A 24,212-nucleotide genomic window follows, 5' to 3' on the forward strand; every position below is an offset into this window, starting at 1 on the left:
ACGAATCGTGAAAGAAACCGCTCAACCGGTGATGAACGTACGGCCCCCGCGCTCGACGGGCGGCGGGTGGCTGCCGTCCCGTTCAGGCGCCGCGCCGAAGTAACTCGCCCACGCGTCGTACAGCGCGTCGTGCGTCACCTCGGGCGGATCGCCGCGGTAACGCGCGCCGGCGGCCACGAGGCGCAGCAGGTCCGCCGGAAAGCACGCGAGAAACGCCTTGCCGGTCGGCAGATGCAGCCGATGCAGCAGGAAGTCGAACGCATCGCTCGCCGATACGAGCCCGAGCGACGTGCAAGCCGCGTCGTACACCGAGCGGTAGTCGTCGATCGACATCGCGCCGACGTGCAGCTTCGAGCCGAGACGGCGCAGGAACGCGTCGTCGCAGAACTGCTCCGGCGCCAGGTTGCTCGAGAACACCGGCCATACGTCGAACGGCAGCACGAAGCGATTGCCGGATTCGAGCGTCATGAAATCGACGCCGCGATCGAGCGGACGCAGCCAGCGATTGAGCAGGTCGCGCGGCTCGACACGCTGGCGGCCGAGGTCGTCGATCACGTACATGCCCATGTTCGCCTTCATGTGCGGCGGCGCCTGGTAGAAGCCGGCCGCTTCGTCGCGACGCAGGTCGAGTTCGTCGAGCGTCAGCTCGCCGCCCGACATCACGACCGGCCGGCGGCACAGGCGCCAGCGGCGATCGACCGACTGGCCGCCGCCCGGCGCCTCCGCGTCGACGTGCACGAGCGGGTCGTAGACCTGGATCACTTCGCCGGCCGCGCAGATCGCGTGCGGCACCGGCACGCGGCCGTGCATCAGCGCGCCGAGCCGCTCGGCGAGAAAGGTCTTGCCGCTGCCGGCCGGGCCGTAGATCAGCAGCGGCCGGCCCGCGTTCAGCGCGGCGGCCGCCGCATCGAGCACCGCCGTGTCGATCACGATGCCTTCGAATGCCGCCCACACGTCGCTCTGGCCGATGTGCAGCTTGCGCACCGAATGCGCGGCCACGCTCGCCAGATACGTGTCGAGCGTCACCGGCGCGGGCCCGCTGTAGCCGCTGCGTTCCCGCTCCTCGAGCGCGAGCACGCGGCCCGCATCGGTCAGGCGGAACGTCACGTCGAGATCGGTCGCGCCGCGATGGGTCAACTCGACGAGATGCTCGCGCACCAGGAACGCAAAGACGTCGTCGAGCACCGCGAGCGGCAGGCAGTGCCGCTCGATCAGGTCGCCGTACGACGGGCGGCCGAGCACCAGCGTCGACTTCAGCACGAGCCCGGCGACGAACGCCATGCTCAGCCCGGTGTCGGCGAGCGAGCGCGGCGCCGGCGGCAGCTGCGCGCCCAGCTTCGTATGGATCTCCCGCGACGGCGGCGGATCGGGCAGCCGTGCCACCTGCGCGTCGCGTCCCCGTTCGGTGTGGTTCGTGTTCATGATCGTTGCGTCCTCGTTGCGTCCTCGTTGCGGATCCGTCGCGCTATGCGCACGACGCGAACAGCATGCCCAGCGTGCCGACCGCGATCGCCACGCCGTACGGCAGCGTGCCGACCGACGCGATCTCGGCGGGGCCGTCGTCGGCCTCGGCGCGCGCCGCTTGCGAGCGCCGCACGATCAGCGTGCGCACGTTCGCCCACATCTGGCGCACCCGCCCGCGCAGCAGCGCGTAGGCGATGGCGCCGATCCCGCCGGCCAGGAACGTGGCCAGCACGATGTAAAACGTCATTTCCGCGCCGACCCATGCGCCGATCGCCAGCATCAGCTTCACGTCGCCCGCCGCCATCCCGCGCAACAGGTAGAACGGCAGCAGCAGGCCGAAACCGGTCGCGGCCCCGGCGAGCCATCCGAGCACGCCTGCCAGTACGCCGTGCAACAGGCACTGCGCAACCAGCGCGCCGGCCAGGCCGAGCAACACGAGGCGATTCGGAATGCGACGGCTCGCGATGTCCGTGCTGGCCGCGGCGACCGCGAGCAGCGTCACGCACAACGGAACCGGATAAGGCGGCGCAACGGGAAGCATGGCGAACCTCGCGTATCGAATCGGTGGATCAGGAAACCATGGACAACGCGGTGGTCACGGCGGTGGCCACGGCGGCCGTCACGGCCGCGGCGATCATCTCGTAGGCATCGGCGAGCGAGCCCTTCAGCGTGACGACGGTGCCCAGCACCGCGATGGCGAACATCGACGCGAGCAATGCATACTCGATCGACGTCACACCCCGTTCGTCGGCGATCCAGCGACGGGCGACACGCGTGATGGCTTGCATGATGGTCTCCGGTTTCCGGGTGACGGAATCGCCGGGGACGGCTCGAACACTGCACCAGCCGAGCCGCCCGCGGCGCGGTGCATCAGATGCCTGCAACCGCCGAATCGAGGTCGGCCGCGATCGTGCTGAACACGGTCTTGAGGTCCTTCCCGATGGTCGACAGCGCGGCGATGATGCCGATGGCGATCAGCGCGGCGATCAGGCCGTATTCGATGGCGGTCACGCCGTCTTCGTCGCGAATGAAACGGCCGGCTTGTTGAATGAACTTGGACATGATGTTCTCCTTGCGTGGTGACTTTCAAAACCCTCGCGCACCGGCTGGTCGGATGACCGTGCATCGATACGTCGAGGAATATCGTTGATGCCGTGTGGCGCCGACGAACGATTCGAACGATCGGACAAACCGTTCGTCGTACCATCCATCAGAGGCCTGCTACCGCCGAGTCCAGATCCGCGGCGATCGTGCTGAACACGGTCTTCAGATCCGTACCGACCGTCGCCAGCGCGGCGACGATGCCGATCGCGATCAAGGCGGCGATGAGGCCGTATTCAATGGCCGTCACGCCGTCCTGATCCTGGACGAACCACGCGACCTTTTCGATGATTCTTGACATGAGCACTCTCCTTTCGGACTGCTATGAAATACCCTTCGTCGATCAAGACGTCGGGGGTGGGCACCACCGGCACTACGCTAGAAATCGGAAGCCGACGATCAGTCGCGGAAACGGGGCGGACTACCGCGGTCCGTGCGAACGGGTATCGGCGAGACGGAACATGAGAAACGCGTGTACGGTGCGACCGGCCGGACGAATCGGGCGGCTCGAGCGACCGGAACGGCACGGCGGCCATTCGACGCATGGAATCCGGTTGAACGGGAGAGGAACTCCCGGCAAAGCTGCAATGTGTCTTTAACGCGGCTTGCGATCCGCGATGTGCTGTGGTCATTCATTTTTATTCCCCATGTACTGCCATGCCGATTTCTTATTGCCCGGAAGCTGCCAGGTCTGGTGGGTCGTTCGACGACGGTTCCCGCGGTTGATCGGACGGGAGCGGCGTGTTCCCCGACGCGCTCCGGACCATCGTTTCCGCAGGCGATTCGCGAGCCGGTTCCACTGCCTGTTGCCTGAACCGCCCGGTCGCCCCGTCGTCGACTGCCGTGCCAACGCTTACGCAAAGAGCGGACCATCCCGGGCGGAATCGAGGCGTACCAAGGGTTCCGGCGATTCGCACGCGTGCCCGTCAAACGCCCGGCTACCGAAATGTTTCAACTTTGATATATGCGGTCCGGGCGAGCGCCGCCCGCCCGGACGTCCGTCGCCGCGCTGCACAAAGGGCCAAAAAAATTTTCTCGGGATTTTCCCGAACGCGGCGAGGCGTTCGCGCGAGACGGGTTCGGCGGCATGCACAGCCGGCAAGAATCGCGGAATGTTTCAGGTCAGAAACACGAATCCGGGCGGCGGCGTTTTTTCATACCAGAAATGGCGGTTTTCGCCCGAATCGCTGAACACATTCAATGCCGTCCGGCCGTGCCTGGTTTGCATCACGCGTTTTTTTCTTCAACAATGAATTCACCGGACAACGCCATTTCAGAGCGATCGATCCGCAGGCACGACAACATCAAACGGCTGCGACAGACCACGCGGCCACACCACAGACGGGGCATCATGTACACAGCCAATCGTGAAACGCGCGATCGCGCAATACGCTGTGCTCAATGGCTGACGGCCGACCGGATCATTCCGTACAGCTGCATCATGCTGATGCTCTTCGTTGCGCTGCTGATCGTGTGGGGTGTCGTGACCGACGGCTTCACGTCGAACGCCACCGCCCGCCCCGGTACCGACTTCTCGGTCTTCTGGACCGCATCGCATCTCGTGTTGCAAGGCCATGCCGCGGCGGCCTACGACACGTCGTCATTCCTGCAGGCCGAGTTCGCGCACTTCGGTGCGTATCTGCAAAACCGGCCGCTTCCCTGGCTCTATCCGCCGACGATGCTGCTGTTCATCGCCCCGGTTGCCCTCGTGCCTTTCCTGCCCGCTTACTTCCTCTTTTTCGCGGGCAGTCTTTTATGCTACGCGTTCGCCGTCTCGCGGTTGTCGGGGCTGCGCGCGCATCTTCCCGTGCCGCGCGCCGCGGCGCTCGTCGTCGTCGCGTATTCGGCGGTGTGCATGTCCGCGCTGTTCGGCCAGAACAGCATCCTGACCGCCGGCCTCGCCGCGCTCGCACTGCATCTGCTCGGCAAGCGCCCGGTCGTGGCGGGCGTACTGATCGGGCTGCTCGCGATCAAGCCGCAACTCGCGATCGTGTTCCCGTTCGTGCTGATCGCGACGCGCGCTTGGCGCACCTTCGCGGCGGCCGCGCTCAGCGCGACGCTGTTCGCGGCCGCCGGCGTCGCACTGGCCGGCCCCGCCGCGCTGCACGGGTTGAGTCATGCGATGTCGACGGTACGCGAGCAGCACTTCATGCTCGCGTCGTACTGGCTCGCGTCGCCGACGCCGTTCGCCGCGCTGCGGCTCGCGGGCGCGCCGGTGGCGGCCGCGCTGGCCGCCCAGGCGGCGGTCGCGCTCGTCGCACTCGCCGCGGCCGTCGACGTATGGCGCCGCACGCGCGACATGCGGCTGCGCGGCGCGGTACTGGCGGTCGCCACGCTGCTGACGACGCCGTACCTGTGGAACTACGAACTGACGTGGCTCGGCATCGCGGTGTTCTGCCTGATCGCGCACGGTCTCGACGAAGGCTGGCTGCCCTGCGACCAGGGCATCCTCGTGCTCGCGTGGCTGCTGCCGATTTTCGAAATGCTGAACCGGCTGATGAAGCTGCCGCAAATCGGGCCGCTCGTGCTGCTTGCGGTGCTGTTCGTCGTGGTGCGCCGCACGGCGCTCGCCTCCCGGAGCGCACGATGAAAACGCCGTCGTTCGCCCGCCACGCGCACCCTGCCGCCGACGTGCATCCGGAACTCCCGATCGCCGGCCCGCGCCGCCATCCGCACTGGCTCAACCGCGATCGCGTGCGGCTCTATGCCGCCGGCGTGCTGTTGACGGAGCTGCTGTTCATCGTCATTTACCTGATCCGCGTGCACCTGTCGCACGACGGCGCGCTGGACCCGCTGTCGCAGGATTTCTCGCCGGTCTGGAGCGCCGCATGGCTTGCCGCGCACGGGCACGGTGGCGACGCGTGGCATTACTCCACGCTGTTCGCGGTCCAGCAACTGGCTATCCCGACGATGACCCTCGCGGACGGCACACTGCCGTGGCTCTATCCGCCGACGATGCTGCTGCTCGTGCTGCCGCTCGGCTGGCTGCCGTACACGCTGGCGCTCGTGCTGTGGCTCGCGATCACGTACGCGCTGTTCGCCGCGGCGATGCGCGCGACCGTGCAGCGCGACGCCGCGTGGCTGTGCGCGCTTGCGTTCCCCGGCGCATTCCTCACGGTGATCGTCGGGCAGACGAGTCTCTTCACCGCGACGCTCGTCGCCTTCGGGCTGCTCGCGCTGAACCGCCGCCCCGTCACCGCCGGCATCTGTTTCGGGTTGCTGACGATGAAGCCGCAGCTCGCGGTGCTGTTCCCGCTCGCGCTGCTGTGTGCCGGGCAATGGCGCGCACTCGGCGCATGGGCCGCGACGATCGCCGTCAGCGCCCTGCTCGCGACGCTCGCGTTCGGCGTCGGCCCGTGGATCGCGTTCATGCACTTGATCGCCCACGTCTATACGATCGTCGGCACCGGCCACGCCAAGCTCGCGCGCATGCCCACCCTGTTCGCGCTCGCGACGATGGCCGGCTGGCCCGCGCTCGTCGCGCGCGGCCTTCAACTGCTGTCGGCGGCGGGCGCGGCGATTGCCGTCGTCTACGCGTGGCGCGGCGCGTGTTCGTACGCGCTACGCGCCGCGACCCTCGCATGCGCATGCCTGCTCGTCAGCCCCTATCTGTACGACTACGACCTGACGTGGTACGGCATCGTGATCGCGTGGTACGCACGTTATGCGTGGACGCACGGCTGGCGGCGCTTCGATCGCGAATGGCTGATGCTGCTGTGGCCGATGCCGCTCGCGAGCCTCGCGATCGTGCCGCATCTGTCGTTCCAGTTCATGCCGCTCGTGACGCTCGCGTCGCTCGCGCTGCTCGTCAGCCGGATCGCCCAGGAAAGACGCGACGTGCCGTCGATGCCGGACGCGCGCGACATCTCGACCGAGACCGAATTCGCACACCCGGTCCGACCGCACCACCGCCCGGCGCACGGCATGCGCCGCACCGGCCGCCTGACGCTCGGCGCCCACCGGTAAAACGACATCACAAGGGGAATCATCATGCGGGAGTCCATCTACACGCCGCTCGTTTCGCTGGTCGTGCCGTTCTACAACGAAGGCGAAGCCGTCGAGCGCTTCTTCGACGTCGTGATTCCGCTGATGAGCGCGATCGATGCGATCCGCTTCGAGATCGTCTGCGTGAACGACGGCAGCCGCGACGACACGCTGGAACGCCTGGTCCGGATCGGCGCCGCCGAGCGGCGCGTGCGCGTCATCGATCTCACCCGCAATTTCGGCAAGGAAGCCGCGCTGACGGCCGGCCTCGACGAAGCCGCCGGCGATGCGGTGATCCCGCTCGACGCCGACCTGCAGGATCCGCCGAGCCTGATTCCAGTGCTGATCGAACACTGGCGCGACGGCGCGGAGGTCGTCGCGGCCAAGCGCAGCAACCGCGCCTGCGATTCATTCGCGAAGCGCACCGCCGCCGCGATCTACTATCGCGTGCACAACCTGCTGTCGGACGTGAAGCTGCCGGAAAACGTCGGCGATTTCCGGTTGATGGATCGCAAGGTCGTGAACGCGCTGCGCAACCTGCCCGAGCGGCACCGCTTCATGAAGGGCCTGTTCGCGTGGGTCGGCTACAAGACCGTGATCGTCGAGTACCAGCGCGACCCGCGCAGCGCCGGACACTCGAAATTCTCCGGCTGGAAGCTGTGGAATTTCGCGCTGGAGGGCATCACCAGCTTCAGCACCGTGCCGCTGCGCAGCTGGACCTACATCGGCATCGGCATCGCGGCGCTCGCGTTCGTGTACGGCGCGTTCATCATCCTGCGCACGCTGCTGTTCGGCAATCCGGTGCTCGGCTACGCGTCGCTGATCTCGGTCACGCTGTTCATCGGCGGCATCGAGCTGATCGGGATCGGCGTCGTCGGCGAATACGTCGGGCGGATCTACGACGAATCGAAGCAACGGCCCGTGTACCTGATCCGCCGCCGCTACCAGACGCACGGCAAGGTGATCGAACTGCCGGTCGCGCGCGACGCACGCCGCCAGCCCGCACGCCGGCGCGCGCAGCCGGTCCGGGCGCGCATCGGCGCGCGCTGACGTGCGGGCGCCATGATCGCGCTGCTCCAGGCCGAGCGCACGCGGCTCGTGCGCTTCGGCGTGTCCGGGCTCTGCTCGACCGCGATCCACTCGCTGGTCGCGGCGGCCCTGTTCGCGCTGCTCGATGCGACGCCGGTGACCGCGAATGGGGTCGCGTTCCTCTGCGCGACCGCGTTCTCGTATCTGGCGAATACGCTGTGGAGCTTCTCGTCGACGGTGCGCACCCGCAACGCGACGCGCTTTTTCGCGGTCACGCTCGTCGGGTTCGTCGAAACGATGCTGCTTGCGCGCGCCGCCGAGGCGCTGGATGCGTCACGCGCGACGAGCGTCGTCGCGATCGCGCTGCTGATCCCGCCGACGACGTTCGTGCTGCACCGGCTCTGGACGTACCGGTAAGCGGCCCGCTTCCCAGTTCTGCCAATAATCGGTCAATCAATTAACAGATTCAATGTCGTGATATTTATGTAACGCATCGATTCGATTGATTCCGATTTCAAAATTAACCCGACAAATCATTTGCAGACCTGTTTACTTTTACAGCTTCCACGATTAACCAAACGGGATAATCTGCATTCGCCGTCGCTTCTGCATGCGTCGAACCCGGCGAAAACCCTTGCAGCACAACGCGATGGCGGCCGCACGAAGCAATTCGCGCAACGATAAGTTCCATTACTTGAAACGGGAGCTTCTATGTCACGCGTTACCGATGTGCTCGTCTCGTTCGATACCGAAACCATTCTCAAGAAATATCCGAATCCCAGCAAGAATCCGGCCGCGCCGACGCTGATCGACTGGCATTACGTCTATATGGTGACGAACCAGGACAACGTCATCTCCGGGCAGGCGGGCGGCGAGCTCGACCTGAAGGCGCAGGTCGGCGACCTGATCCGCTGGCGCGAAACGAGCCTGTCGCTGGGCTTCGAAAACCAGGTGGTGTTCTACAAGTTCGTCGCCAACGCCGGCAACGACCTGATCTCGACGCCGACGCCGCGCGTCGCGGAAGCATCGATCCCGGTGCCGAACACGAGCAAACCGGAAGTGCCGACGTGCCAGAAGGTCGCGAACTACTACTGGTCGTCCGAATGCCTGAAGGTCGGCCGTGTGACCTACCACTTCCAGTTCCAGATCATCGATCGCAATTGCCAGAGCCAGGGCTGCTTCTCGTGGGATCCGTTCATCTCGATCCATAACTGATCGCGGCACACGGGCGGCCGCAGGCCGTCCGGCCGCTCCCTTGTTGCGGAGGGCGTGCTCATGTCTGGTGTTCGTTACGATGTCCTGGCGATCGTCGACGCCGTCACGCTGCTGTCGGCCTACCCCGATGCGAGCCGGGACGCCGACGCGCCGACCGTGATCGATGGCCGGCACATCTACGTGTTGAGCCCCGGCGACGCCGGGCAGGCCGGCCACAACGACAACCGGCTCTTCGCCGGCCTGTCGCCGGGCGACCAGCTTCATCTGCGCGAAACCGCGCTCGCGCTGCGTGCGGAGGTGACCGTGCTGTTCGTCCGGTTCGCGTTGAAGGACGCGGGCATCGTCGCGCCGATCGAAGCGGAAATCCGCGACGCCGCCATGCCGGTGCCGGACGGCGACGATCTGCTGCATCCGTCGTGCCAGCCGATGAAAGACCATTTCTGGCGCAGCGAGGTGCTGGCCGCGGGCGCCACCTCGTGCACGGCCGATTTCGCGGTGCTCGATCGCGACGGCGCCGTGTCGGGCTATTTCCGCTGGGAAACGACGATCGAGATCGCCGACCGCCGGCCGGACACGAAACCGCCCGGCGCCAAGCCGTAGCCGGATCGCGACGATTATTTCAAGCAGCCGCCGGCTGGCAGCTTCAACGCGACCGGGCGGAGGACGACTACGACGATGCTCACGCGAGCCCCGCCGCACGCCGTACTCAGGTGCGCGGCAGCCCCGGCGGATTGGTCTGCGACCGGTCGATCGCTTCGGCGTCCAGCCGCCAGTGATCGAGCGCCTTCCGATAGCTGCCGTTCGCGATCAGCGCATTGATCGCGAGCGTCAGCGGATCGGCGAGGCCGCTGCCCTTGCGGGTCGTGATCGCGATATCGGCGGTGCGCGGCCAGCCGCCGCTGACGGTGCCGATCAGCTTCGCATCGCCGCGCAGCGATGCCTGATACGCGAGCATCGAATTCACGCTGAAGATCGTGTCGACGCGGCCCGACTGCAGCGCGACCCAGCGTTCGGCCGCATCCGCGTAGTACTGGATCTCGACCGGCGCGAGGCCGCGCGCGACGTTCTGCCGGTTCCATTCGAGCAGGATCTTTTCCTGGTTCGTGCCCGAATCGGTCACGACCCGCAGCCCGGCGACATCCTTTGGTTCGCGGATCGCGGCAAGCTTGCTGTTGGTTTTCACGTAGAAGCCGAGCTGGTCCTTCCGGTAGGTCGAGAAGTCGAACTTCTCCTTGCGCTGCTCGGTCACCGTCACGTTCGAGATCACCGCGTCGACCTTGCCGGACTGCAGCGCGAGCGGCCAGTCGGCCCATGCGAGCGGCACGATCTTCAGCTTGCGGCCGATGCTGTCCGCGATCAGCTGCGCGAGATCGGGATCGAAGCCGACCACCGTGCGCGCGTCGGTCGCATAGGTGCTGAGCGGCGGCAGGTTCGGCGCGATGCCGATCGTCAGCGTATTCGCTTCGGCAAACCGGAAACCGGCCGGCAGCGCCTGCTCGACCGCCGGGTTCAGCGTGCCGCGCTGTCGGGCCGGCTGCTCGGGGCTCAGGTCGAACGATGCAGCGTGCGCGGTGACGGCGCTTCCGGCACTCGCCGCGATCAGCGCGACGGCCAGCACGCGGACGATGCGCCCAACGGGAAAGGCGGTTCTTCTCATGTCTTGTGGATTCCTGTTTTTATTCGCGGATGCTCGGAGCGAGCGCGGGCAGCGGGCTGGCAACGTTCGGCGCCAGTCGCTGCCCCTGTCGCGTCGATCACGCAGGCGTCGCTTCGAGTTCGACCGCGGCCGCACGCTGCGTCGCCGGTTGCACGACGGGCGACGGACGCCTCGTGTGCGCCGACTCGCCCGCATACACCGCCTTCGGGTCGAACACGCGCGCCTGCAGCGGTGTGAACGCACGGAAGTTCCACAGGCTGCGCGCGACGAACACGCGCTGCACCCAGCGGAACGCGCGGTCGTTCTCGTCGTACTGCGGATCGAAGCGGTCGCGCGAATGCAGCGTGAAGTGGTTGTTGATCAGCACCAGCTTGCCCGGCGATACCTGCACGCCGAACGACACCTCGCGCACCGCGCGATACAGGTTGGCCAGCGCTTCCTGCGCACGTGTGTTGACCGCCAGCACCATGTCCGGATAGAACGCGACCGTCACGCGCGGCGCATCGAGCGGCCCCGACAGCACGGCGCTCAGGTCGGTGTTGTCGCGCGGCGTGGGCGCGGCGCCGCGCCACCGGTACGGCACGCGAATGATGTAGTGCTCGCCGTAGAGTTGCGCGATATCGTCCGCCGACAGCAGTTGCAGTGCGCGGCGCGCATCGGCGACGCGCGTGTACGGGCCGCCGCCGGCCTCGCTGCGCACGCCGAGCAGCAGCAGCGCGAACGGCGACGTGTCGCCTTCCGGCATGTGCGCCTGCGCGGCGTTCTCGATATGGAAGTCGAGCTCAACCTCGGAGCCGAGGCCCGTGTAGTCGCGCGCGGTCGCCTTGTGCGGCGTCAGGTTGTTCACCAGCTCGCGGCCTTCGTGCGCGATCGAGTACGGTTCGCCGGCCAGCGTGCTCAACGCGACCAGCACGTTCTCGCTCAGCACGCCGGCCTTGAACGAGCGACCGGTTTCCTCGAACCGCGGGCTGCCCGTCACGCCGTCGTCGATCGGCAGGTTGTCGAGCTCGATCGAGCCGTGCGCGTCCGCGGTCGGCGCCTTCGCCCGATCGAATGCGTCGACGATCCGGTCGGGAAACGCGTTGTAGGCCAGCTTGCGGACTGCGCTGATATAGCCTGCGCCGCCGGCCGGGTCGTAATCCAGCGTGCCGAGCGTCTTGCGGATGTGAGCGGATTCCGCTGCCGTCAAGGCAATACGTGCATCTGCGAGATAGGTCATAGGTCTCTCGAATAAAGATCTGGTTCGAAGAGCGGCGTGGCATCGCCGCCGCGCTCCGCCGTCCTCGGTGCGAAGCGCTCGACAAGACTAGGAGACCGTCATTGCATTTCGAAATGATATTAATTCGATTGCAAACAAAAATTATCGATATAAGTTCAGCAATGCGGACGGAACCGGTTCACCGTGTGTGCGCCGTTCCTTAACACGAATACTTGTTAAAAAATCGTTGCTTATTATTTGTATTCTCCAACGGGTCGATGCTAGTTTTCTGTCGGATTCGACGATGCGGCCGGCTCGCGACGAGAAGCCGGCTCCGTTCATCTCCACACGGGAACCCGCCAGATGACTCGATACCGCCTGTTGCGCCCTATGTCCCGCACGTTCCGTATGCCGCGGGAGCCGCGATGAGCGACCGTGCCCCGGCACTCGACCACGTCGCCCCGGTCGACCGCGCGCCGACCGCCGCAGCGGCTCCGCCCCGCGCGTCGCTGCGCGCGATCTTCCCGACCGTCGCGGCCGCGAGCCTCGGCTTCGCGATCGTCCAGCTCGACGTGACCGTCGTCAACGTCGCGATTCCGAGCCTCGGCCACGCATTCGGATCGAGCGTCCACGGGCTGCAGTGGATCGTCGATGCGTACACGCTGTCGTTCGCCGCGCTGCTGCTGACGTCCGGCACGCTGGCCGACCGTTTCGGCAGCCGCCGGCTGTTCGCCTACGGTCTCGCGCTGTTCCTGCTCGCGTCGCTCGGCTGCGCGCTTGCGCCGTCGCTGGCCGCGCTGGTCGCCGCGCGCATCGCCCAAGGCGTCGGCGCCGCGATGATCCTGCCCACGTCGCTCGCGCTCATCACGCATGCGTGCGCCAACGATGCTGCCGCGCGCGTAAAAGCCGTCGCGTGGTGGAGCGCGACGGGCGGCGCGATCAGCGCGGCCGGGCCGACGCTCGGCGGCCTGCTGATCGATTCGCTCGGCTGGCGCGCGATCTTCTTCATCAACCTGCCGATCTGCGCGCTCGGGCTATGGCTCACGCTGCGTCACGTGCGGGATTCCGCCGCCGCGCGCCCGCGGCTGTTCGACCCGGCCGGCCAGATCGTCGCGGTGCTCGTGCTCGGGCTGCTGACGAGCGGCATCATCCGGGCCGGTGCGCACGGAATCGGCGACCCGTATGCGGCTGCCGCGCTGATCGCGTCGGTCGTGCTCGGTGCGCTGTTCGTCGCGATCGAGCGGCGCGTGGCCGCGCCGATGTTGCAACTCGCGCTCCTCCGGATCGCCCGCGTGCCGGGCGTGCTTGCGATCGGCGCGATCACGAATGCGGCGTTCTACGGGCTGATCTTCTCGCTCAGCCTCTATTTCCAGAACGCGCGCGGCTTCACGGCGACCGAATCGGGGCTCGCGCTCGCGCCGCTCACGATCATCATGCTCGCCAACATCGCGAGCGCCCGGCTCGCGGTCCGCTACGGGTTCCGCGCGACCGTCATCGTCGGCCTCGCCATATCGCTCGCCGGCTACGTGTGGCTGTGGCAGACCCTCGCCGCGTATACGCCGTACGCGCTGCTGGCGCCGGGGCTTGCGGCGATGGCGATCGGCGGCGGCATCGCGATTCCCGCGCTGACGTCGACGATGCTCGGCAGCGTCGAGGCCGCCCGCTCGGCCACCGCGTCCGCGATTCTCAACACCGCACGCCAGGTCGGCGCCGCGATCGGCGTCGCGGCGCTCGGCGCGCTGGTTGCCGGCCAAGGCGCGGCAATCGTGGCCGGCGCGTCGCGCGCGTTTGCGATCGCGGCCGCGCTCGTCGCGCTCTGTATCGTGCTGGCCGTGCGCTGGCCCGGCGACGCACGCGGCGACGGCACCCGGGCCTGAACACCTTGCCGCACGACATCCTTCAACCGATCCCCCATCCGAGCGAGGAATCCATGCAGCATCGCTTCATCGATACCGTCCTGATCGTCGACGGCGCGTCGACCGCCGCGTACCTGGCCCCCGCGTTTCGTGCATACGGCATCCGTTGCGTGCACGTGATCAGCGACCCCGATCTGCCGGCCATCTACCGAAACCAGTTCGTGCCGTCCGACTACATCCGGCAGGTCCAGCATCGCGGCGACATCGACGCGACGCTCGCACAGCTGAGCGACCTGCGAATCGGCGCGGTGCTGCACGGTCTCGACGCGGCGCTCGAGCTGGCCGACACGCTGGCCGAGCGGCTCGACGTGCCGTCACGCAACCCGCTCGCGACCTCCGCCGCTCGACGCGACAAGTTCGCGATGAACGAGCGCATTCGCCAGGCCGGGCTGCGCGCGCCCGCGCATTTCCACAGCACGTCGGTCGATGAAGCGCTCGCTTGGGCGCGCGCGCACGGCACGTTGCCGCTCGTCGTGAAGCCGGCGCGCAGCGCGGGCGTGGCCGGCGTGAAGATCTGCCGGACGCTCGCGCAGGTCGAGGCCGCCGCGCGCGACGTGCTCGCCACCCGTTCGCTGTACAACCAGCCGAACGACGACATCGTGATCCAGAGCTATTCCGAAGGGCAGGAATACATCGTCGATTCGGTGTCGTTCGAAGGCCGCCATCGCGTGGTCAGCCTGTGGGAAGTGCATCGCGACCGCACGCACGCGCCGCGGCTCGACAAGATGCTGGTGCTGAACCACGCCGACCCGCGCTACGCGCCGCTGCTCGACTACGCGGCCGACGTACTCGACGCGCTCGACGTGCGCTTCGGGCCGACTCATCTGGAGCTGTTCGATACGGCCGACGGCCCGACCATCGTCGAGTTGAACGCGCGGCTGCACGGCAGCCTCGACCCGCGGTTGACGAGCGCGGTCAGCGGCGAGAATCACGTGTCGGCCACCGTTGAAGCCGTGCTGCATCCGGAGCGGCTGTTCGGCGACGTCGCCACGCCGGCGGATTTTCGCGGATACTGCGGGCATGTGCTATTGCTGTCGTCGCGCAACGGCGTGCTGCGGCAGGATTTCACGTGGCAGGCGATCCAGGCGCTACCGTCGTTCGTCGGGCTCAAGCAATGGATCAAGGTGGGCGATACGCTACGCGTGACCACCGACCTGCAGACGGCGCTCGGCACGGTCGGCCTGTACAGCCCGACGTTCGAGCGACTGCTCGAGGACTGCGCGCGCATTCGCGAAATCGAGGCCGATTTCTTCGCGGACGAGCGTGCGGTCGTGCCGGCTTAGGGCCGCAGCGTGCTGGTGTCAGCGCGCGAGCAGCGCACCCGCCTGCCGGCCGAGCACCGCGCGCAACGCGTCGAGTTCGGGCAACGCAGGCGCTTCGTCGGGCGTGACGAGGTAGGTCGTCACGCTGTCGAGATCGTCGAATGCGTGCGTGCGCAGCTCCTTGCGCGCCACGTGTTCGGTCGTGATCCGTTTCGGCAGGATCGCGACGCCCATCCCGGCCGCGACGCAGCCGAGGATTGCGCCGAACGTACCGAACGACGACACCGATTCGATCGCGACGCCGCGCGCCTTCAGCCAGTGCTCCGCGACCGCGCGATACGGGCAGCCGTCGTGAAACGCGAGCAAGCGCACCGTGTTGTCGGCCAGCAACTGCCGGCGCGTGACGGTCGCCGCGCTCACCAGCACCATGTCTTCCGCGAACGCGGGCTCGTAATGCAGCCCGGGCCGCACGACCGCGCGTGCGGTGAGCGCCGCGTCGATCCGGCCGCGCAGCAGCGCGTCGGCCAGATCCGGCTCGCTGCCGATCTGCACCGCGAGGCCGAGCGCCGGATCGCGCTCCTTCAGCGCGGCGGCCAGCGCCGGCAGCCGCGTGGCGGCCGTGCTTTCCATCGAACCGAGCCGGACGCTGCGGGCAACCGGCGTTTCGCGCACCACCTGCGTCGCTTCGTCGACGAGGCGCAAGATGCGGTCGCAATACGGCATCAGCCGGCGCCCGGCATCGTTCAGCACCAGCCGCTTGCCGCGCCGGTCGAACAGCGGCGCGTCGAGCGACTCCTCGAGCTGACGCAGCCGCGCGGTGACGTTCGATTGCGTGCAGCCGAGCCGTTCGGCCGCGCGCAACGCGCTGCCTTCCTGCACGACCGCCCGGAAAGTTTCGAGCAGAGGGATGTTCATATCAGTTTCTCTTGTTACTGATTCATCTTATATCATTTTACTTCGCTCATCATCCGGATTAGCCTAGCGGGTATTCCCTGCCGGCCGCCTCTCCAAGGAATCCGCATGCCATCCGCTGCCTGCTTCGGCTTCACTCCCGTTCGCCGCCAGCCCGAGGTTCGTCCGTGCGCACAGTGATCGCCGCACTGGTGCGGCGCGGCCCGACCGTGCTCGCATGCGGCGTCGGCCTCGGGCTGCTGGCGCCGCCGCTCGCGGATCTCGCGCGGCCGCTGATGCCCGTTACCGTGTTCCTGTTCGTGCTCGGCACGCTGCTGCGCGTGGAGCCGAGCGCCGTGCGCGCGGTCGCGCGGCGGCCCGCCGTGTCGCTGCTGCTGCCCGCCGTGACGATGATCGCGTGCCCGGTCGCGCTCGGCATCGCCGCGCGGCTCGCGGGTTTGCCGTACGACTGGGTCGTCGCGCTGGTGATCGCCTACTGCGCGCCGCCGTCGAGCGGCACGTCGACGATCGCGCGTATGCTGTCGCTCGACGCCAGTGTCGCACTCGTCGCGACCCTCGCGTCGATGGTGTTCGTGCCGCTGACCGCGCCGCTGCTGACCGCCTGGTTCAGCCACGACGCGGCGGTATCGATCTCGCCGTCGAGCCTCGCGCTGCGGCTCGCGCTGCTGATCGGCAGCGCCGAGGGCGTCGCGCTGCTCGTGCGGCGCTTTGCCGGCGCGCGGCTCGCGCGCCATGCGACGCCGATCGACGCAACCGTCGTCGTCGCGCTGCTGATATTCGCGCTGGGCACGATGGCCGGCATGCAGCAGTCGATCATCGACGCACCGCACCGCGCGTTGACCGCGATCGCGCTCGCGTTCGCCGTCAACGCGGGCTTCCAGATCGTCGCGTACGGGCTCACGCCCGGCGACGTCCGCACGCGCCTGAACGTCGCGCTGATCGTCGCCAATCGCAACGTCGGGCTGATGTGGGCCGCGCTCGGGCTGGCCGCGACGCCGACCATGGCGCTCGTGTTCGCGTGTGCGCAATTGCCGATCTATACGCTGCCGCGCGTCGTCCAGCATCTGCTGCCGCGCCTCGAAGCGCAGCGGCTGCGCAGGCGCGCACGCTAGCCGGTATCCCTCTTCCGTCCTCGATCAAGGATTCATCATGAAGCGACTCATCGTGATCGGCGCACGCGCCACTGGCAGCAGCGTCGCACTGGTGCGCGCCGCCGTCGCACGCCAGGTGGCCGTGACCGTCATCACCGCGCCCGGCCATCGCGTCGACGACGTGTTTCCCGACGGCGTCGAGACGGTCAATCTCGCGCCCGACGCCGGCCAGCTCGTCGAATGGCTGCGCGCGCGCTTTCCGGACGAACCCGACACGCTGCGCGTGACGACCGCGCACGACAGCTATGCGCGCACCGCCGCGTGGGTCGCCGATGCGCTCGGCCTGCCCGGCCCCGATGCGCGGCATGTCGCGCACGCGGTATCGAAGTCGAACCAGAAGGCGCTGCTCGCCGCGCACGGGATCCCGGCCGCACAATTCGTCGCGGGTACGCTCACCGCGCCGGCGGCGCTCGCGGCCGCCGCGGCCCCGTTGCGCTTTCCGGTCGTCGTCAAGCCGTCGGAAGGCTCCGCGAGCGACGGCGTGCGCCGCTGCGAGGACATCGCCGCCGTGCGCGCGCAGCTCGACGCGCTCGCCGCCGCGCAGGCCGATGCACCGTCGCTTGCGACCGAACGCGTCGTCATCGAGGAATTCCTGGACGGCAGCGAATACTGCGTCGAGTATTTCGACGGCCACTACGTCGGCGCGCTGCGCAAGCTGAAGCGGCATGGCGCGGGTTTTCTCGAACGCGGCTATACGTCGGAACTCGATCTCGACGCCGACACGCTGCGCGCGCTGATCGACGTCGGCACGCGTGCGACGGCCGCCGCCGGGCTCACGTGGGGGCCCGTGCATCTCGACTGCATCGTGCATGACGGCGTGCCGCACGTGATCGAACTTAATCCGCGCATCGCGGGCAGCTTCATCTGCGACATCGTGCGCGACGGCTATGGCTTCAACGTGGTCGAAGCGTTGCTCGACAAGCTCGACGGAAAGGCGGTGACGATCCCCGAGCTGTTCGAGCCGCACGCATATGCGCGCGCCGAATTCCTGCTCGACAGCGATCCCGGTGCGTGGCGTTTCGAGCAGGCGGGCGAGATCGATGATGGCGCGGTCAGGATCAGCTACGGGCCGCAGGTGCTGCCCGATCGTGAACGGCGTGCGTTTCTTTATGTGCGGGTGGCGTTGCCGACGGGGCACGATTCGGCGCGCGACGTGGGTTTGGCCGCTGAGCGCGGTGAATTGAAATCCACTACCGAGTCGGCCTGACTTCGGGGAAGCGCGGTTTGCTTGCGCCGGCGGCGCATTCAATGCAACGGCGACCACGCCTCCGGCAAGCCGATCGTCGACGTCGCCCTTTCGATCTGTTCCGGGCCGCCTGCCGGCGGCCAAAGACCCTCCGCGTAGTGCCGCTTTCGCAACGCCATGCGTTCTTCCAGACTCGAGAATCCCCAGATGTGCGTGATGCGCGGCGGTCCATCGAGCGCGTACATGTTGCAAACGAGATGCGACGTATAGGCTTGGGCCGGGCCCACCGCGCGTTCCCACGCGGAAATGGTCGGCGCCACACCGCCGGCCTTCAGCCAGTAGCGACGAATCTCATAGAAGTCGCCCAATACCGCCGGTTCGATATCGGGTAGAAAAGGAAAAAGTGCGTAACTTTCCATGTTCAATCGAACGGACGCGCTTTCAATCCCGAAAGGTTGCTCGGCGCTCAATGCCCGATTGCGTTCATGCTGCAATTCATCCATCGTCTCGAAGCCACGCAGCACGACGACCCGCGATAGCTCGCCAATTTCCGTGCGCCATGCGCCAAGCAGCCGCCCTAGCGCGCCGGCATCCGATACCCAGTGATGCGCACGGTGGGACACGATATTCTGGTCCAGAAGCGGACACGACAACGTCGTGAGTTCATACAGCATGTCTGCCCTCCTTTCGCTCGCCTGTCGCAATGCATTTCCACCGCAATGTATTTCCAAACCGGCGGCGGATAAACGCGCCGCACCTTGAAACAGAATCCAGTACCATTGCGCAATGGATCTCCTCAAGGCGATGGCCGTATTCGTCCGCATCGTGGAAACGGGTAGCCTGACGGCGGCCGCGCAGGCGTCCGATCTGTCGCCGACCATGGTCGGCAACTACCTTCAGGCGCTGGAAAGCCGGCTGGGCGCGGTCCTCGTTCACCGCACGACGCGCAAGCAGAAAGTCAGCGCGTTCGGCCGGGCTTACTACGAGCGATGCGTCGAAGTCCTCGGGCTGGTCGACGACACGGAACAGCTTGCACTCGATCACCTCAAGCATCCGCGCGGGCGTCTGCGCGTGACTGCGCCTGTCGTGTTTACGAACGAGTGCCTGATTCCCGCGCTCGCGGACTATTACCAGCGCTACCCCGAGATCAAGCTCGATATCGTCGCAACCGACTCGCTCGCCGATCTGTTCGACGAAGGTTTCGAGGCCGCCATTCGCATCGGCACGCTCGCCAGTCCGGATGTGGTCGCGCGTCCGCTGGCGCCGTACCGGCTGGTGCTCTGTGCGTCGCCCGCTTACGTTCACGAACATGGCGCGCCGACTACGCCGCACGCGCTGCGCGAGCATCACTGCCTGACGTATGCGTATCCGCCCCGATCGGAATGGCACGCGGCGCACGCCCACTGGATGCTGGAAGGCCCGGGTGGGCCGATGAGCATCTGCGTGGACGGCCGACTGAAAATCGACAGCGCGGAAGCGTTGCGCCGGGCGACGTTGAGCGGGCTCGGTATCGCGATGCTGCCTTCGATGTTGATCCACGAGGACATTCGCGACGCGCGCCTCGTCGAGATCATGCCGGACTTCGCCGCCCCCGAGCGATCGATGAATCTGCTTTATCCGCAACAGAAGCAGAAATCACCGAAGCTTCGCAGCTTTACCGAATTCGTGGTCGACCGGTTCGGCGCCGAAACGGCCTCCCGGATGTGATACGGCTACCGCCGCCGGTCGCGAAAGACGCCCTCTTCCACCGCGCCCCGCTTCACGCCTTCGCGAAAGCGAGCAAGCGTTCGGCAAGTCTGGCCGGTTGCTCCTGCTGGATCCAGTGGCCTGCGCCATCGATCAGCTCAATGCCACGCATTCTCGTCGTCGCCTTCGTTCTCATCAGATCGAGCGCGCCCGGCGCCGAATAAGTGCCCCAATCGCTCGTGCCGCCAATGAAGAGCGAGGGGACGTCGATCGTCTTGCCCGAAAACAGGCGCAACTCGGCGTTCAGGTCAGGATCGGACAACACACGATAAGCCTGAAGCGCGCCTTGGAACCCGGTGCGGCCGTACTCCGCCGTGTACACGCCAAGTTCCGCATCGGTCAGCCATGTACAGCCAAGGGTTTCGCTGGCGGACGGTTGGAATGGCGCGACGGTTTCGGGCATCGTCTTGCCGAGATCCATCACGTAGTACGTGGGCATTTGCGCCAGCTCCGCAGCCGTGAGCGCCTTGAGCGGATGCGGCTTGTTGCCCGGCCAGTCGGCGCTCTTGACATGGAAAAATGCGCGAAGAAACGCGGATAAACCTTGCGGTGGATGCCACATGTCCCGGTTGGCGTTTCGTGTACTGAGGTATTGCTGGTAATACGCCCTCGGCGGATCGAGCGCCGCAAGCGCCGCCGCCAGTTTCCGAGCGTCATCGTTCGGTCGAGCCGACGATGCCTCGCTTCGCGCCGTGTCGAACGGAAGCGCAGGCGGGCCAGGGAACGGTGCGCTCATCAACACCACCGACGGAAAGACGTCGGGTCGCGCGAGCGCACAATACGCCGCCACGGGCGAGCCGAGGTCGTGTCCTACCAGCATCGACGTCTGCCGACACCCCAACGCCGAAACCAGTCCGAGCGCGTCGCGCGTCATATTCAACAGGCTGAACGGCGCGAGCGGGGCGTCATAGTCGTTCACCCAGCCGGTGGTGCGGCCAACCCCCCGCTGGTCGGGCGCCACGACGTGGTATCCCGCGTCGGCCAGGATGGGAATGAGATGCCGCCAGCCGTAGGCCAAATCCGGAAAGCCGTGCAAAAGCAACGCGAGCGGCCGGCCGGCGCTTTCATGACCGGCCTCGAGAATATGGACATCGAGGCCGTTCACCCCGGGGACCATGCGCGAACGCACCCCTTTGGGAAGCGTTCCTGCGGCGTAGGTTGGCATGGCCGGATCACCTTCTCCTGTCGGGTTTGCGCGGGCAGGTCGAAACAAAGCCGCAATCAGTCCGGCCGCGCCCATCGCCAGAACGGTTCGTCTCGGCGCCGATGGCTTGCTCTTGTCGACGGGCATCGCGGCACTCCGGAATATGGTGATCACCATAGTATGGCGATCGCCATAGCCGGGTCAAGGCAAACGTGATACTTTTCCGGCATGACACGCAAGACTGACGCTCGCGCTCGCGCGATTGCCACGGCCGAACGGCTGTTTCGCATCCAGGGCTACACCGCGACCGGACTGACCCAGATCCTCGAAGAAAGCGGTGCGCCCAAGGGATCGTTCTACTTCCACTTTCCACGCGGCAAGGCACAACTCGCGGAAGAAGCAATCGATCAGTACGTCACGAATCGAATTGCCGTCTTGCAGAACATCTCGGCCGAAACGACCGGTCATGCGCTGGATTTCGTGCGTCGGCTCTTCAGCACGTTTGCGGCTGAAATGGTCGCTGCCGATTTCCAGTACGGGTGCCTCATGCAAAACCTGGCCAACGAACTGCCCGCGCTCGACGCCGAGCTGACCGAGCGGGTCGCGCGGGGGTTTGCCGATTCGACCGAGGTGATCGCGGCGCATTTCAGGGGATGCGGTTTTGCTTCCGCGCGCGCATCGTCGGCTGCGGCAGCGTTGGTCGCCGCGCTCGAGGGTGCACGCACGATCGCGCGCCTGGAACGCTCGCCGGCTGTATTCGACGCGCTGGCAGACGTCAGCAGCCAAAGGTGGGGGGCTTCCGAAGGGTGATCCGCCCCGATGTTGTCGTGACGAGCCGTGCCTTCCGCCCCTCCCGAAAGCCACGAGACTTCCAGCCTCCCTCGCGAACGCCGAAGCCACAGATCAATGCGAATGACCGAATAGTCGAATCACGACGCCGCGCAGCCACCGGTTGCCGGCCTCGTGGTGATAGCGCGCGTGCCAATGCTGCCGCACCGCGAAGCCGTCGACCGGGATCGGGCACGCATGAACCGCCAGATCGCCGGCCTGGGCCAGCGTCTCGCCGATATGACGCGGTAGCGTCGTGATCAGGTCGGTCGTCTGAACGATCGCCCCCAACCCGAGAAACCCCGGCAATTCCAGCACCACGTCTCGCTCGATGCGCGCCTGCCGCAACGCCTGTTCGAGCAGTTGCGCCCCGGTTCCCGCCGTAATCGCGACATGCCCTTCCGCCCGATATTGCTTTACCCCGAGCCGGCCGCGAATCCGCGGGTGGTGCCGATTGACCAGACAAATCCAGTCCTGGTCATACAGCTTCTGCTGGTAAATGCCACCGCCCAGCCACGGCACATAGCCGATCGCGAGATCGGCTTCGCCGGATTCGAGCGCCCGCTCCGTATTGCCGTCGATCCGTGCAGCTTCCAGCCGGACGCCCGGCGCCTGCGCCCGGACATGGGCCAGTAGCCGCGGCAACAGCGTGACGTGGCTCGCATCGGTCATGCAGATGCGAAAGCGTCGCTGGGCGGTCGCGGGGTCGAACGCGATCTCCCATGCAGTGAAGCGCCGCAGCGATTCGAGGATTTCCCGGCATGGCCCGATCAGCGCGTCGGCTTGCGGCGTCGGCGCCATGCCGCCCGGCGTGCGGATGAAGAGCGGATCGTGCAGGTGTTCCCGCAAGTGGCCGAGCCAGATGCTGACCGTCGGCTGGCTCTGGCCGAGTTGCTCGGCGACGCGCGTGACGCTGCGCACGTCGTACAGGAGATCGAATAACTGAAGCAGCTTCAGGTCCGGCAGATCGGCGGGCATCGTCGCATTATTGTCCATGGCAATGACGTCATTGTATCCATTGCATTGTCGGCATGAGCGACGGCTCCTATCGTGAGGCCATACGTCAAGGAGACACCATTGAAAATCGCGATTCTGGGAGCTGGCGCACTGGGCTGTGCGATCGGCGCCACCCTCACCGAAGGCGGTCACGAGACCTGGCTGATCGACCGCTCGCCCGCGCACGTCGATGCGATGCGCCGTGACGGCCTGCGGGTCGACGACGCGCGCGGCACGCGGCAGGTACGCGTGCACGCGACGACGCAGGCTGCCGAAGTCGGCGCGGCCGACCTGGTGGTGGTGCTGGTCAAGTCGTTCCACACCGACGCGGCCATCCGCGGCGCCCTGTCGCTGGTCGGGCCCGATACCGTCGTGCTGTCGCTGCAGAACGGCCTCGGCCACGAGGACATCCTGAGCGACGCCGTCGGCCGCGAGCGCGTACTCGCGGGCAAGACCTACGTCGGCGGCGTGCTGCGCGGGCCGGGTCATATCGAATCCGGCGTGATCGGCAAATACACCTACATCGGCGAACTCGACGGCCGCATCACGCCGCGCGTGCAGGCGATCGCCGCCGCGTTCGATGCGGCCGGCCTCGCGACGACGATCAGCGACAACATCGTCGGCACGATGTGGGACAAGCTGCTGGTGAATGTCGCGACGGGCGCGCTGACGGGCCTCACCGGCCTCACCTACGGGCAGCTCTACGACGAGCCGCTGTTGAAGGCGACGTCGCTCGCGGCGGTCGCCGAGGCGATCGCGGCGGCGCAGGCGGCCGGCGTGAAACTGTCGATGACCGATCCCGAACAGGCGTGGACGCTCGCTGCCGAGGGGCTGCCGGCCGCGTTCAAGACCTCGATGCTGCAAAGCCTGGAGAAAGGCTCGATCACCGAGATCGACTTCATCAACGGTTCGGTCGTGCGCTGCGGGCAGCGCTACGGCGTGCCGACCCCCGTCAATGCCACGCTCGTCGCCTGCATCAAGGGGCTGGAGCGCGCGATGGCCGATCGCCAACGCGAGGAGGCAGCCGCATGAGCGCCACGAAAGCCTATCTCGAACACGTTGCGATCTGGGTGAAGGACATCCACTGGCACATCCGTTTCTTCGAGGACGTGCTCGGCATGACGCTGCGCGAAGTGGACGGCACGCTCGACGCGCCGCGACAGTACTGGACGCTCGGCGGCCTGCAGTTCATCCACGCGCCGGAACATGACGGCCCGGAAGGCCGGCTCGCCCATCTCGGCGTGATGTGCGAAGACCTGGAGGCCGCGCTGGCCGCCGCGCAGCGATTCGACGTGACCGAGATGCCGCAGGGGCGCAACTGGATTCGCCTGCCCGACGGGCTCGCCGTCGAACTGATTCAGGCCCGGCCGGCTTCCTGCGTCGCGCAGGCGCTGGCGATCAACCCGCGCGCGGAGGCATGACC

The 24,212-nt window shown here is 66.8% G+C and carries 25 protein-coding genes; 14 read left to right on the forward strand and 11 right to left on the reverse strand.

The window, feature by feature from the left end; all coding sequences use genetic code 11:
* Window positions 1-21: 21 nt before the first annotated feature.
* The 5 genes from CFB81_RS33155 to CFB81_RS33175 all read right to left on the reverse strand — a co-directional run bounded on the left by CFB81_RS33155 (window position 22) and on the right by CFB81_RS33175 (window position 2,866).
* Window positions 22-1,422 carry an ATP-binding protein gene (locus CFB81_RS33155; protein WP_069619948.1) on the reverse strand — a complete coding sequence of 467 codons (1,401 nt, stop codon included), beginning with the start codon at window positions 1,420-1,422 and terminating at the stop codon, window positions 22-24.
* Between the two features lie 43 nt (window positions 1,423-1,465).
* A complete protein-coding gene (locus CFB81_RS33160) occupies window positions 1,466-2,005 on the reverse strand; it encodes a prepilin peptidase (protein WP_069619947.1) in 540 nt (179 codons plus the stop codon).
* A gap of 28 nt (window positions 2,006-2,033) precedes the next feature.
* Window positions 2,034-2,252, reverse strand: coding sequence for a Flp family type IVb pilin (locus tag CFB81_RS33165; protein ID WP_069619946.1), 219 nt, complete (start codon window positions 2,250-2,252; stop codon window positions 2,034-2,036).
* Between the two features lie 82 nt (window positions 2,253-2,334).
* Window positions 2,335-2,526, reverse strand: coding sequence for a Flp family type IVb pilin (locus CFB81_RS33170; RefSeq protein ID WP_050015343.1), 192 nt, complete (start codon window positions 2,524-2,526; stop codon window positions 2,335-2,337).
* Between the two features lie 148 nt (window positions 2,527-2,674).
* A complete protein-coding gene (locus tag CFB81_RS33175) occupies window positions 2,675-2,866 on the reverse strand; it encodes a Flp family type IVb pilin (RefSeq protein WP_069619945.1) in 192 nt (63 codons plus the stop codon).
* Window positions 2,867-3,916: 1,050 nt separating this feature from the next.
* Between CFB81_RS33175 and CFB81_RS33180 the strand changes: the two genes are divergently transcribed.
* From CFB81_RS33180 to CFB81_RS33205, 6 genes are all read left to right on the forward strand, one after another.
* Window positions 3,917-5,155 (forward strand): glycosyltransferase family 87 protein, encoded by a 1,239-nt coding sequence (locus tag CFB81_RS33180; RefSeq protein ID WP_089437957.1) that lies wholly within the window; start codon window positions 3,917-3,919, stop codon window positions 5,153-5,155.
* Window positions 5,152-6,531, forward strand: coding sequence for a glycosyltransferase family 87 protein (locus CFB81_RS33185; RefSeq protein ID WP_089437958.1), 1,380 nt, complete (start codon window positions 5,152-5,154; stop codon window positions 6,529-6,531). Before CFB81_RS33180 ends, CFB81_RS33185 begins: the two co-directional genes overlap by 4 nt.
* 24 nt (window positions 6,532-6,555) lie before the next feature.
* On the forward strand, window positions 6,556-7,599 hold the full coding sequence (locus CFB81_RS33190; RefSeq protein WP_069619942.1) for a glycosyltransferase family 2 protein: 1,044 nt from the start codon (window positions 6,556-6,558) through the stop codon (window positions 7,597-7,599).
* A gap of 12 nt (window positions 7,600-7,611) precedes the next feature.
* Entirely contained in the window at window positions 7,612-7,995 is a 384-nt protein-coding gene (locus tag CFB81_RS33195) for a GtrA family protein (protein ID WP_089437959.1), read from the forward strand.
* A gap of 294 nt (window positions 7,996-8,289) precedes the next feature.
* A complete protein-coding gene (locus CFB81_RS33200) occupies window positions 8,290-8,793 on the forward strand; it encodes an inclusion body family protein (RefSeq protein ID WP_069619940.1) in 504 nt (167 codons plus the stop codon).
* A 60-nt stretch (window positions 8,794-8,853) separates the two neighbouring features.
* Window positions 8,854-9,393: an AidA/PixA family protein gene (locus CFB81_RS33205; RefSeq protein WP_069619939.1), complete on the forward strand. Its 540-nt coding sequence runs from the start codon at window positions 8,854-8,856 to the stop codon at window positions 9,391-9,393.
* A 106-nt stretch (window positions 9,394-9,499) separates the two neighbouring features.
* Here the strand turns inward: CFB81_RS33205 and CFB81_RS33210 are convergent, their stop codons facing one another.
* Window positions 9,500-10,450, reverse strand: coding sequence for an ABC transporter substrate-binding protein (locus tag CFB81_RS33210; protein ID WP_089437960.1), 951 nt, complete (start codon window positions 10,448-10,450; stop codon window positions 9,500-9,502).
* 97 nt (window positions 10,451-10,547) lie between these two features.
* Entirely contained in the window at window positions 10,548-11,669 is a 1,122-nt protein-coding gene (locus CFB81_RS33215) for a TauD/TfdA family dioxygenase (protein WP_069619937.1), read from the reverse strand.
* Between the two features lie 404 nt (window positions 11,670-12,073).
* On the opposite strand from CFB81_RS33215, the gene CFB81_RS33225 reads away from it, so the two are divergent.
* Window positions 12,074-13,525 (forward strand): MFS transporter, encoded by a 1,452-nt coding sequence (locus CFB81_RS33225; protein WP_089437961.1) that lies wholly within the window; start codon window positions 12,074-12,076, stop codon window positions 13,523-13,525.
* Window positions 13,526-13,578: 53 nt separating this feature from the next.
* Window positions 13,579-14,847, forward strand: a complete 1,269-nt coding sequence (locus CFB81_RS33230) for an ATP-grasp domain-containing protein (protein WP_089437962.1) — start codon at window positions 13,579-13,581, stop codon at window positions 14,845-14,847.
* 18 nt (window positions 14,848-14,865) lie between these two features.
* Here CFB81_RS33230 and CFB81_RS33235 read toward each other — a convergent pair whose 3' ends face one another.
* Entirely contained in the window at window positions 14,866-15,741 is an 876-nt protein-coding gene (locus tag CFB81_RS33235) for a LysR family transcriptional regulator (RefSeq protein WP_089437963.1), read from the reverse strand.
* 164 nt (window positions 15,742-15,905) lie between these two features.
* On the opposite strand from CFB81_RS33235, the gene CFB81_RS33240 reads away from it, so the two are divergent.
* Entirely contained in the window at window positions 15,906-16,850 is a 945-nt protein-coding gene (locus tag CFB81_RS33240) for a hypothetical protein (RefSeq protein WP_069619933.1), read from the forward strand.
* Between the two features lie 37 nt (window positions 16,851-16,887).
* Window positions 16,888-18,096: an acetyl-CoA carboxylase biotin carboxylase subunit family protein gene (locus CFB81_RS33245; RefSeq protein WP_089437964.1), complete on the forward strand. Its 1,209-nt coding sequence runs from the start codon at window positions 16,888-16,890 to the stop codon at window positions 18,094-18,096.
* Between the two features lie 38 nt (window positions 18,097-18,134).
* Here the strand turns inward: CFB81_RS33245 and CFB81_RS33250 are convergent, their stop codons facing one another.
* Window positions 18,135-18,749, reverse strand: coding sequence for an NIPSNAP family protein (locus CFB81_RS33250; RefSeq protein ID WP_089437965.1), 615 nt, complete (start codon window positions 18,747-18,749; stop codon window positions 18,135-18,137).
* Between the two features lie 112 nt (window positions 18,750-18,861).
* Between CFB81_RS33250 and CFB81_RS33255 the strand changes: the two genes are divergently transcribed.
* Window positions 18,862-19,782, forward strand: a complete 921-nt coding sequence (locus tag CFB81_RS33255; RefSeq protein ID WP_089437966.1) for a LysR family transcriptional regulator — start codon at window positions 18,862-18,864, stop codon at window positions 19,780-19,782.
* 52 nt (window positions 19,783-19,834) lie between these two features.
* Here CFB81_RS33255 and CFB81_RS33260 read toward each other — a convergent pair whose 3' ends face one another.
* A complete protein-coding gene (locus CFB81_RS33260) occupies window positions 19,835-20,938 on the reverse strand; it encodes an alpha/beta fold hydrolase (protein ID WP_089437967.1) in 1,104 nt (367 codons plus the stop codon).
* A 255-nt stretch (window positions 20,939-21,193) separates the two neighbouring features.
* Between CFB81_RS33260 and CFB81_RS33265 the strand changes: the two genes are divergently transcribed.
* Window positions 21,194-21,775: a TetR/AcrR family transcriptional regulator gene (locus CFB81_RS33265; RefSeq protein ID WP_069619928.1), complete on the forward strand. Its 582-nt coding sequence runs from the start codon at window positions 21,194-21,196 to the stop codon at window positions 21,773-21,775.
* Between the two features lie 93 nt (window positions 21,776-21,868).
* Here the strand turns inward: CFB81_RS33265 and CFB81_RS33270 are convergent, their stop codons facing one another.
* Complete coding sequence (locus tag CFB81_RS33270) at window positions 21,869-22,789, reverse strand: LysR family transcriptional regulator (protein WP_089437968.1); 921 nt, start codon at window positions 22,787-22,789, stop codon at window positions 21,869-21,871.
* Window positions 22,790-22,870: 81 nt separating this feature from the next.
* Here CFB81_RS33270 and CFB81_RS33275 point away from each other — a divergent pair, with 81 nt between their 5' ends.
* Complete coding sequence (locus CFB81_RS33275; RefSeq protein ID WP_069619926.1) at window positions 22,871-23,821, forward strand: ketopantoate reductase family protein; 951 nt, start codon at window positions 22,871-22,873, stop codon at window positions 23,819-23,821.
* The gene (locus CFB81_RS33280) at window positions 23,818-24,210 is read left to right on the forward strand and encodes a VOC family protein (RefSeq protein ID WP_050015379.1); all 393 of its coding nucleotides are present in this window, start codon (window positions 23,818-23,820) and stop codon (window positions 24,208-24,210) included. Before CFB81_RS33275 ends, CFB81_RS33280 begins: the two co-directional genes overlap by 4 nt.
* Window positions 24,211-24,212 lie beyond the last annotated feature (2 nt).

The organism is Burkholderia sp. AU28863, assembly GCF_002223195.1.
GTDB classification, from domain to species: Bacteria; Pseudomonadota; Gammaproteobacteria; order Burkholderiales; family Burkholderiaceae; genus Burkholderia; species Burkholderia sola.

What these genes read in the sequence shown, in the direction of transcription:
- CFB81_RS33155 (WP_069619948.1), bottom strand. Translation starts at nt 1,422, where the DNA reads ATGAACACGAACCACACCGAACGGGGACGCGACGCGCAGGTGGCACGG.
- CFB81_RS33160 (WP_069619947.1), bottom strand. Translation starts at nt 2,005, where the DNA reads ATGCTTCCCGTTGCGCCGCCTTATCCGGTTCCGTTGTGCGTGACGCTG.
- CFB81_RS33165 (WP_069619946.1), bottom strand. Translation starts at nt 2,252, where the DNA reads ATGCAAGCCATCACGCGTGTCGCCCGTCGCTGGATCGCCGACGAACGG.
- CFB81_RS33170 (WP_050015343.1), bottom strand. Translation starts at nt 2,526, where the DNA reads ATGTCCAAGTTCATTCAACAAGCCGGCCGTTTCATTCGCGACGAAGAC.
- CFB81_RS33175 (WP_069619945.1), bottom strand. Translation starts at nt 2,866, where the DNA reads ATGTCAAGAATCATCGAAAAGGTCGCGTGGTTCGTCCAGGATCAGGAC.
- CFB81_RS33180 (WP_089437957.1), top strand. Translation starts at nt 3,917, where the DNA reads ATGTACACAGCCAATCGTGAAACGCGCGATCGCGCAATACGCTGTGCT.
- CFB81_RS33185 (WP_089437958.1), top strand. Translation starts at nt 5,152, where the DNA reads ATGAAAACGCCGTCGTTCGCCCGCCACGCGCACCCTGCCGCCGACGTG.
- CFB81_RS33190 (WP_069619942.1), top strand. Translation starts at nt 6,556, where the DNA reads ATGCGGGAGTCCATCTACACGCCGCTCGTTTCGCTGGTCGTGCCGTTC.
- CFB81_RS33195 (WP_089437959.1), top strand. Translation starts at nt 7,612, where the DNA reads ATGATCGCGCTGCTCCAGGCCGAGCGCACGCGGCTCGTGCGCTTCGGC.
- CFB81_RS33200 (WP_069619940.1), top strand. Translation starts at nt 8,290, where the DNA reads ATGTCACGCGTTACCGATGTGCTCGTCTCGTTCGATACCGAAACCATT.
- CFB81_RS33205 (WP_069619939.1), top strand. Translation starts at nt 8,854, where the DNA reads ATGTCTGGTGTTCGTTACGATGTCCTGGCGATCGTCGACGCCGTCACG.
- CFB81_RS33210 (WP_089437960.1), bottom strand. Translation starts at nt 10,450, where the DNA reads ATGAGAAGAACCGCCTTTCCCGTTGGGCGCATCGTCCGCGTGCTGGCC.
- CFB81_RS33215 (WP_069619937.1), bottom strand. Translation starts at nt 11,669, where the DNA reads ATGACCTATCTCGCAGATGCACGTATTGCCTTGACGGCAGCGGAATCC.
- CFB81_RS33225 (WP_089437961.1), top strand. Translation starts at nt 12,074, where the DNA reads ATGAGCGACCGTGCCCCGGCACTCGACCACGTCGCCCCGGTCGACCGC.
- CFB81_RS33230 (WP_089437962.1), top strand. Translation starts at nt 13,579, where the DNA reads ATGCAGCATCGCTTCATCGATACCGTCCTGATCGTCGACGGCGCGTCG.
- CFB81_RS33235 (WP_089437963.1), bottom strand. Translation starts at nt 15,741, where the DNA reads ATGAACATCCCTCTGCTCGAAACTTTCCGGGCGGTCGTGCAGGAAGGC.
- CFB81_RS33245 (WP_089437964.1), top strand. Translation starts at nt 16,888, where the DNA reads ATGAAGCGACTCATCGTGATCGGCGCACGCGCCACTGGCAGCAGCGTC.
- CFB81_RS33250 (WP_089437965.1), bottom strand. Translation starts at nt 18,749, where the DNA reads ATGCTGTATGAACTCACGACGTTGTCGTGTCCGCTTCTGGACCAGAAT.
- CFB81_RS33255 (WP_089437966.1), top strand. Translation starts at nt 18,862, where the DNA reads ATGGATCTCCTCAAGGCGATGGCCGTATTCGTCCGCATCGTGGAAACG.
- CFB81_RS33260 (WP_089437967.1), bottom strand. Translation starts at nt 20,938, where the DNA reads ATGGTCCCCGGGGTGAACGGCCTCGATGTCCATATTCTCGAGGCCGGT.
- CFB81_RS33265 (WP_069619928.1), top strand. Translation starts at nt 21,194, where the DNA reads ATGACACGCAAGACTGACGCTCGCGCTCGCGCGATTGCCACGGCCGAA.
- CFB81_RS33270 (WP_089437968.1), bottom strand. Translation starts at nt 22,789, where the DNA reads ATGGACAATAATGCGACGATGCCCGCCGATCTGCCGGACCTGAAGCTG.
- CFB81_RS33280 (WP_050015379.1), top strand. Translation starts at nt 23,818, where the DNA reads ATGAGCGCCACGAAAGCCTATCTCGAACACGTTGCGATCTGGGTGAAG.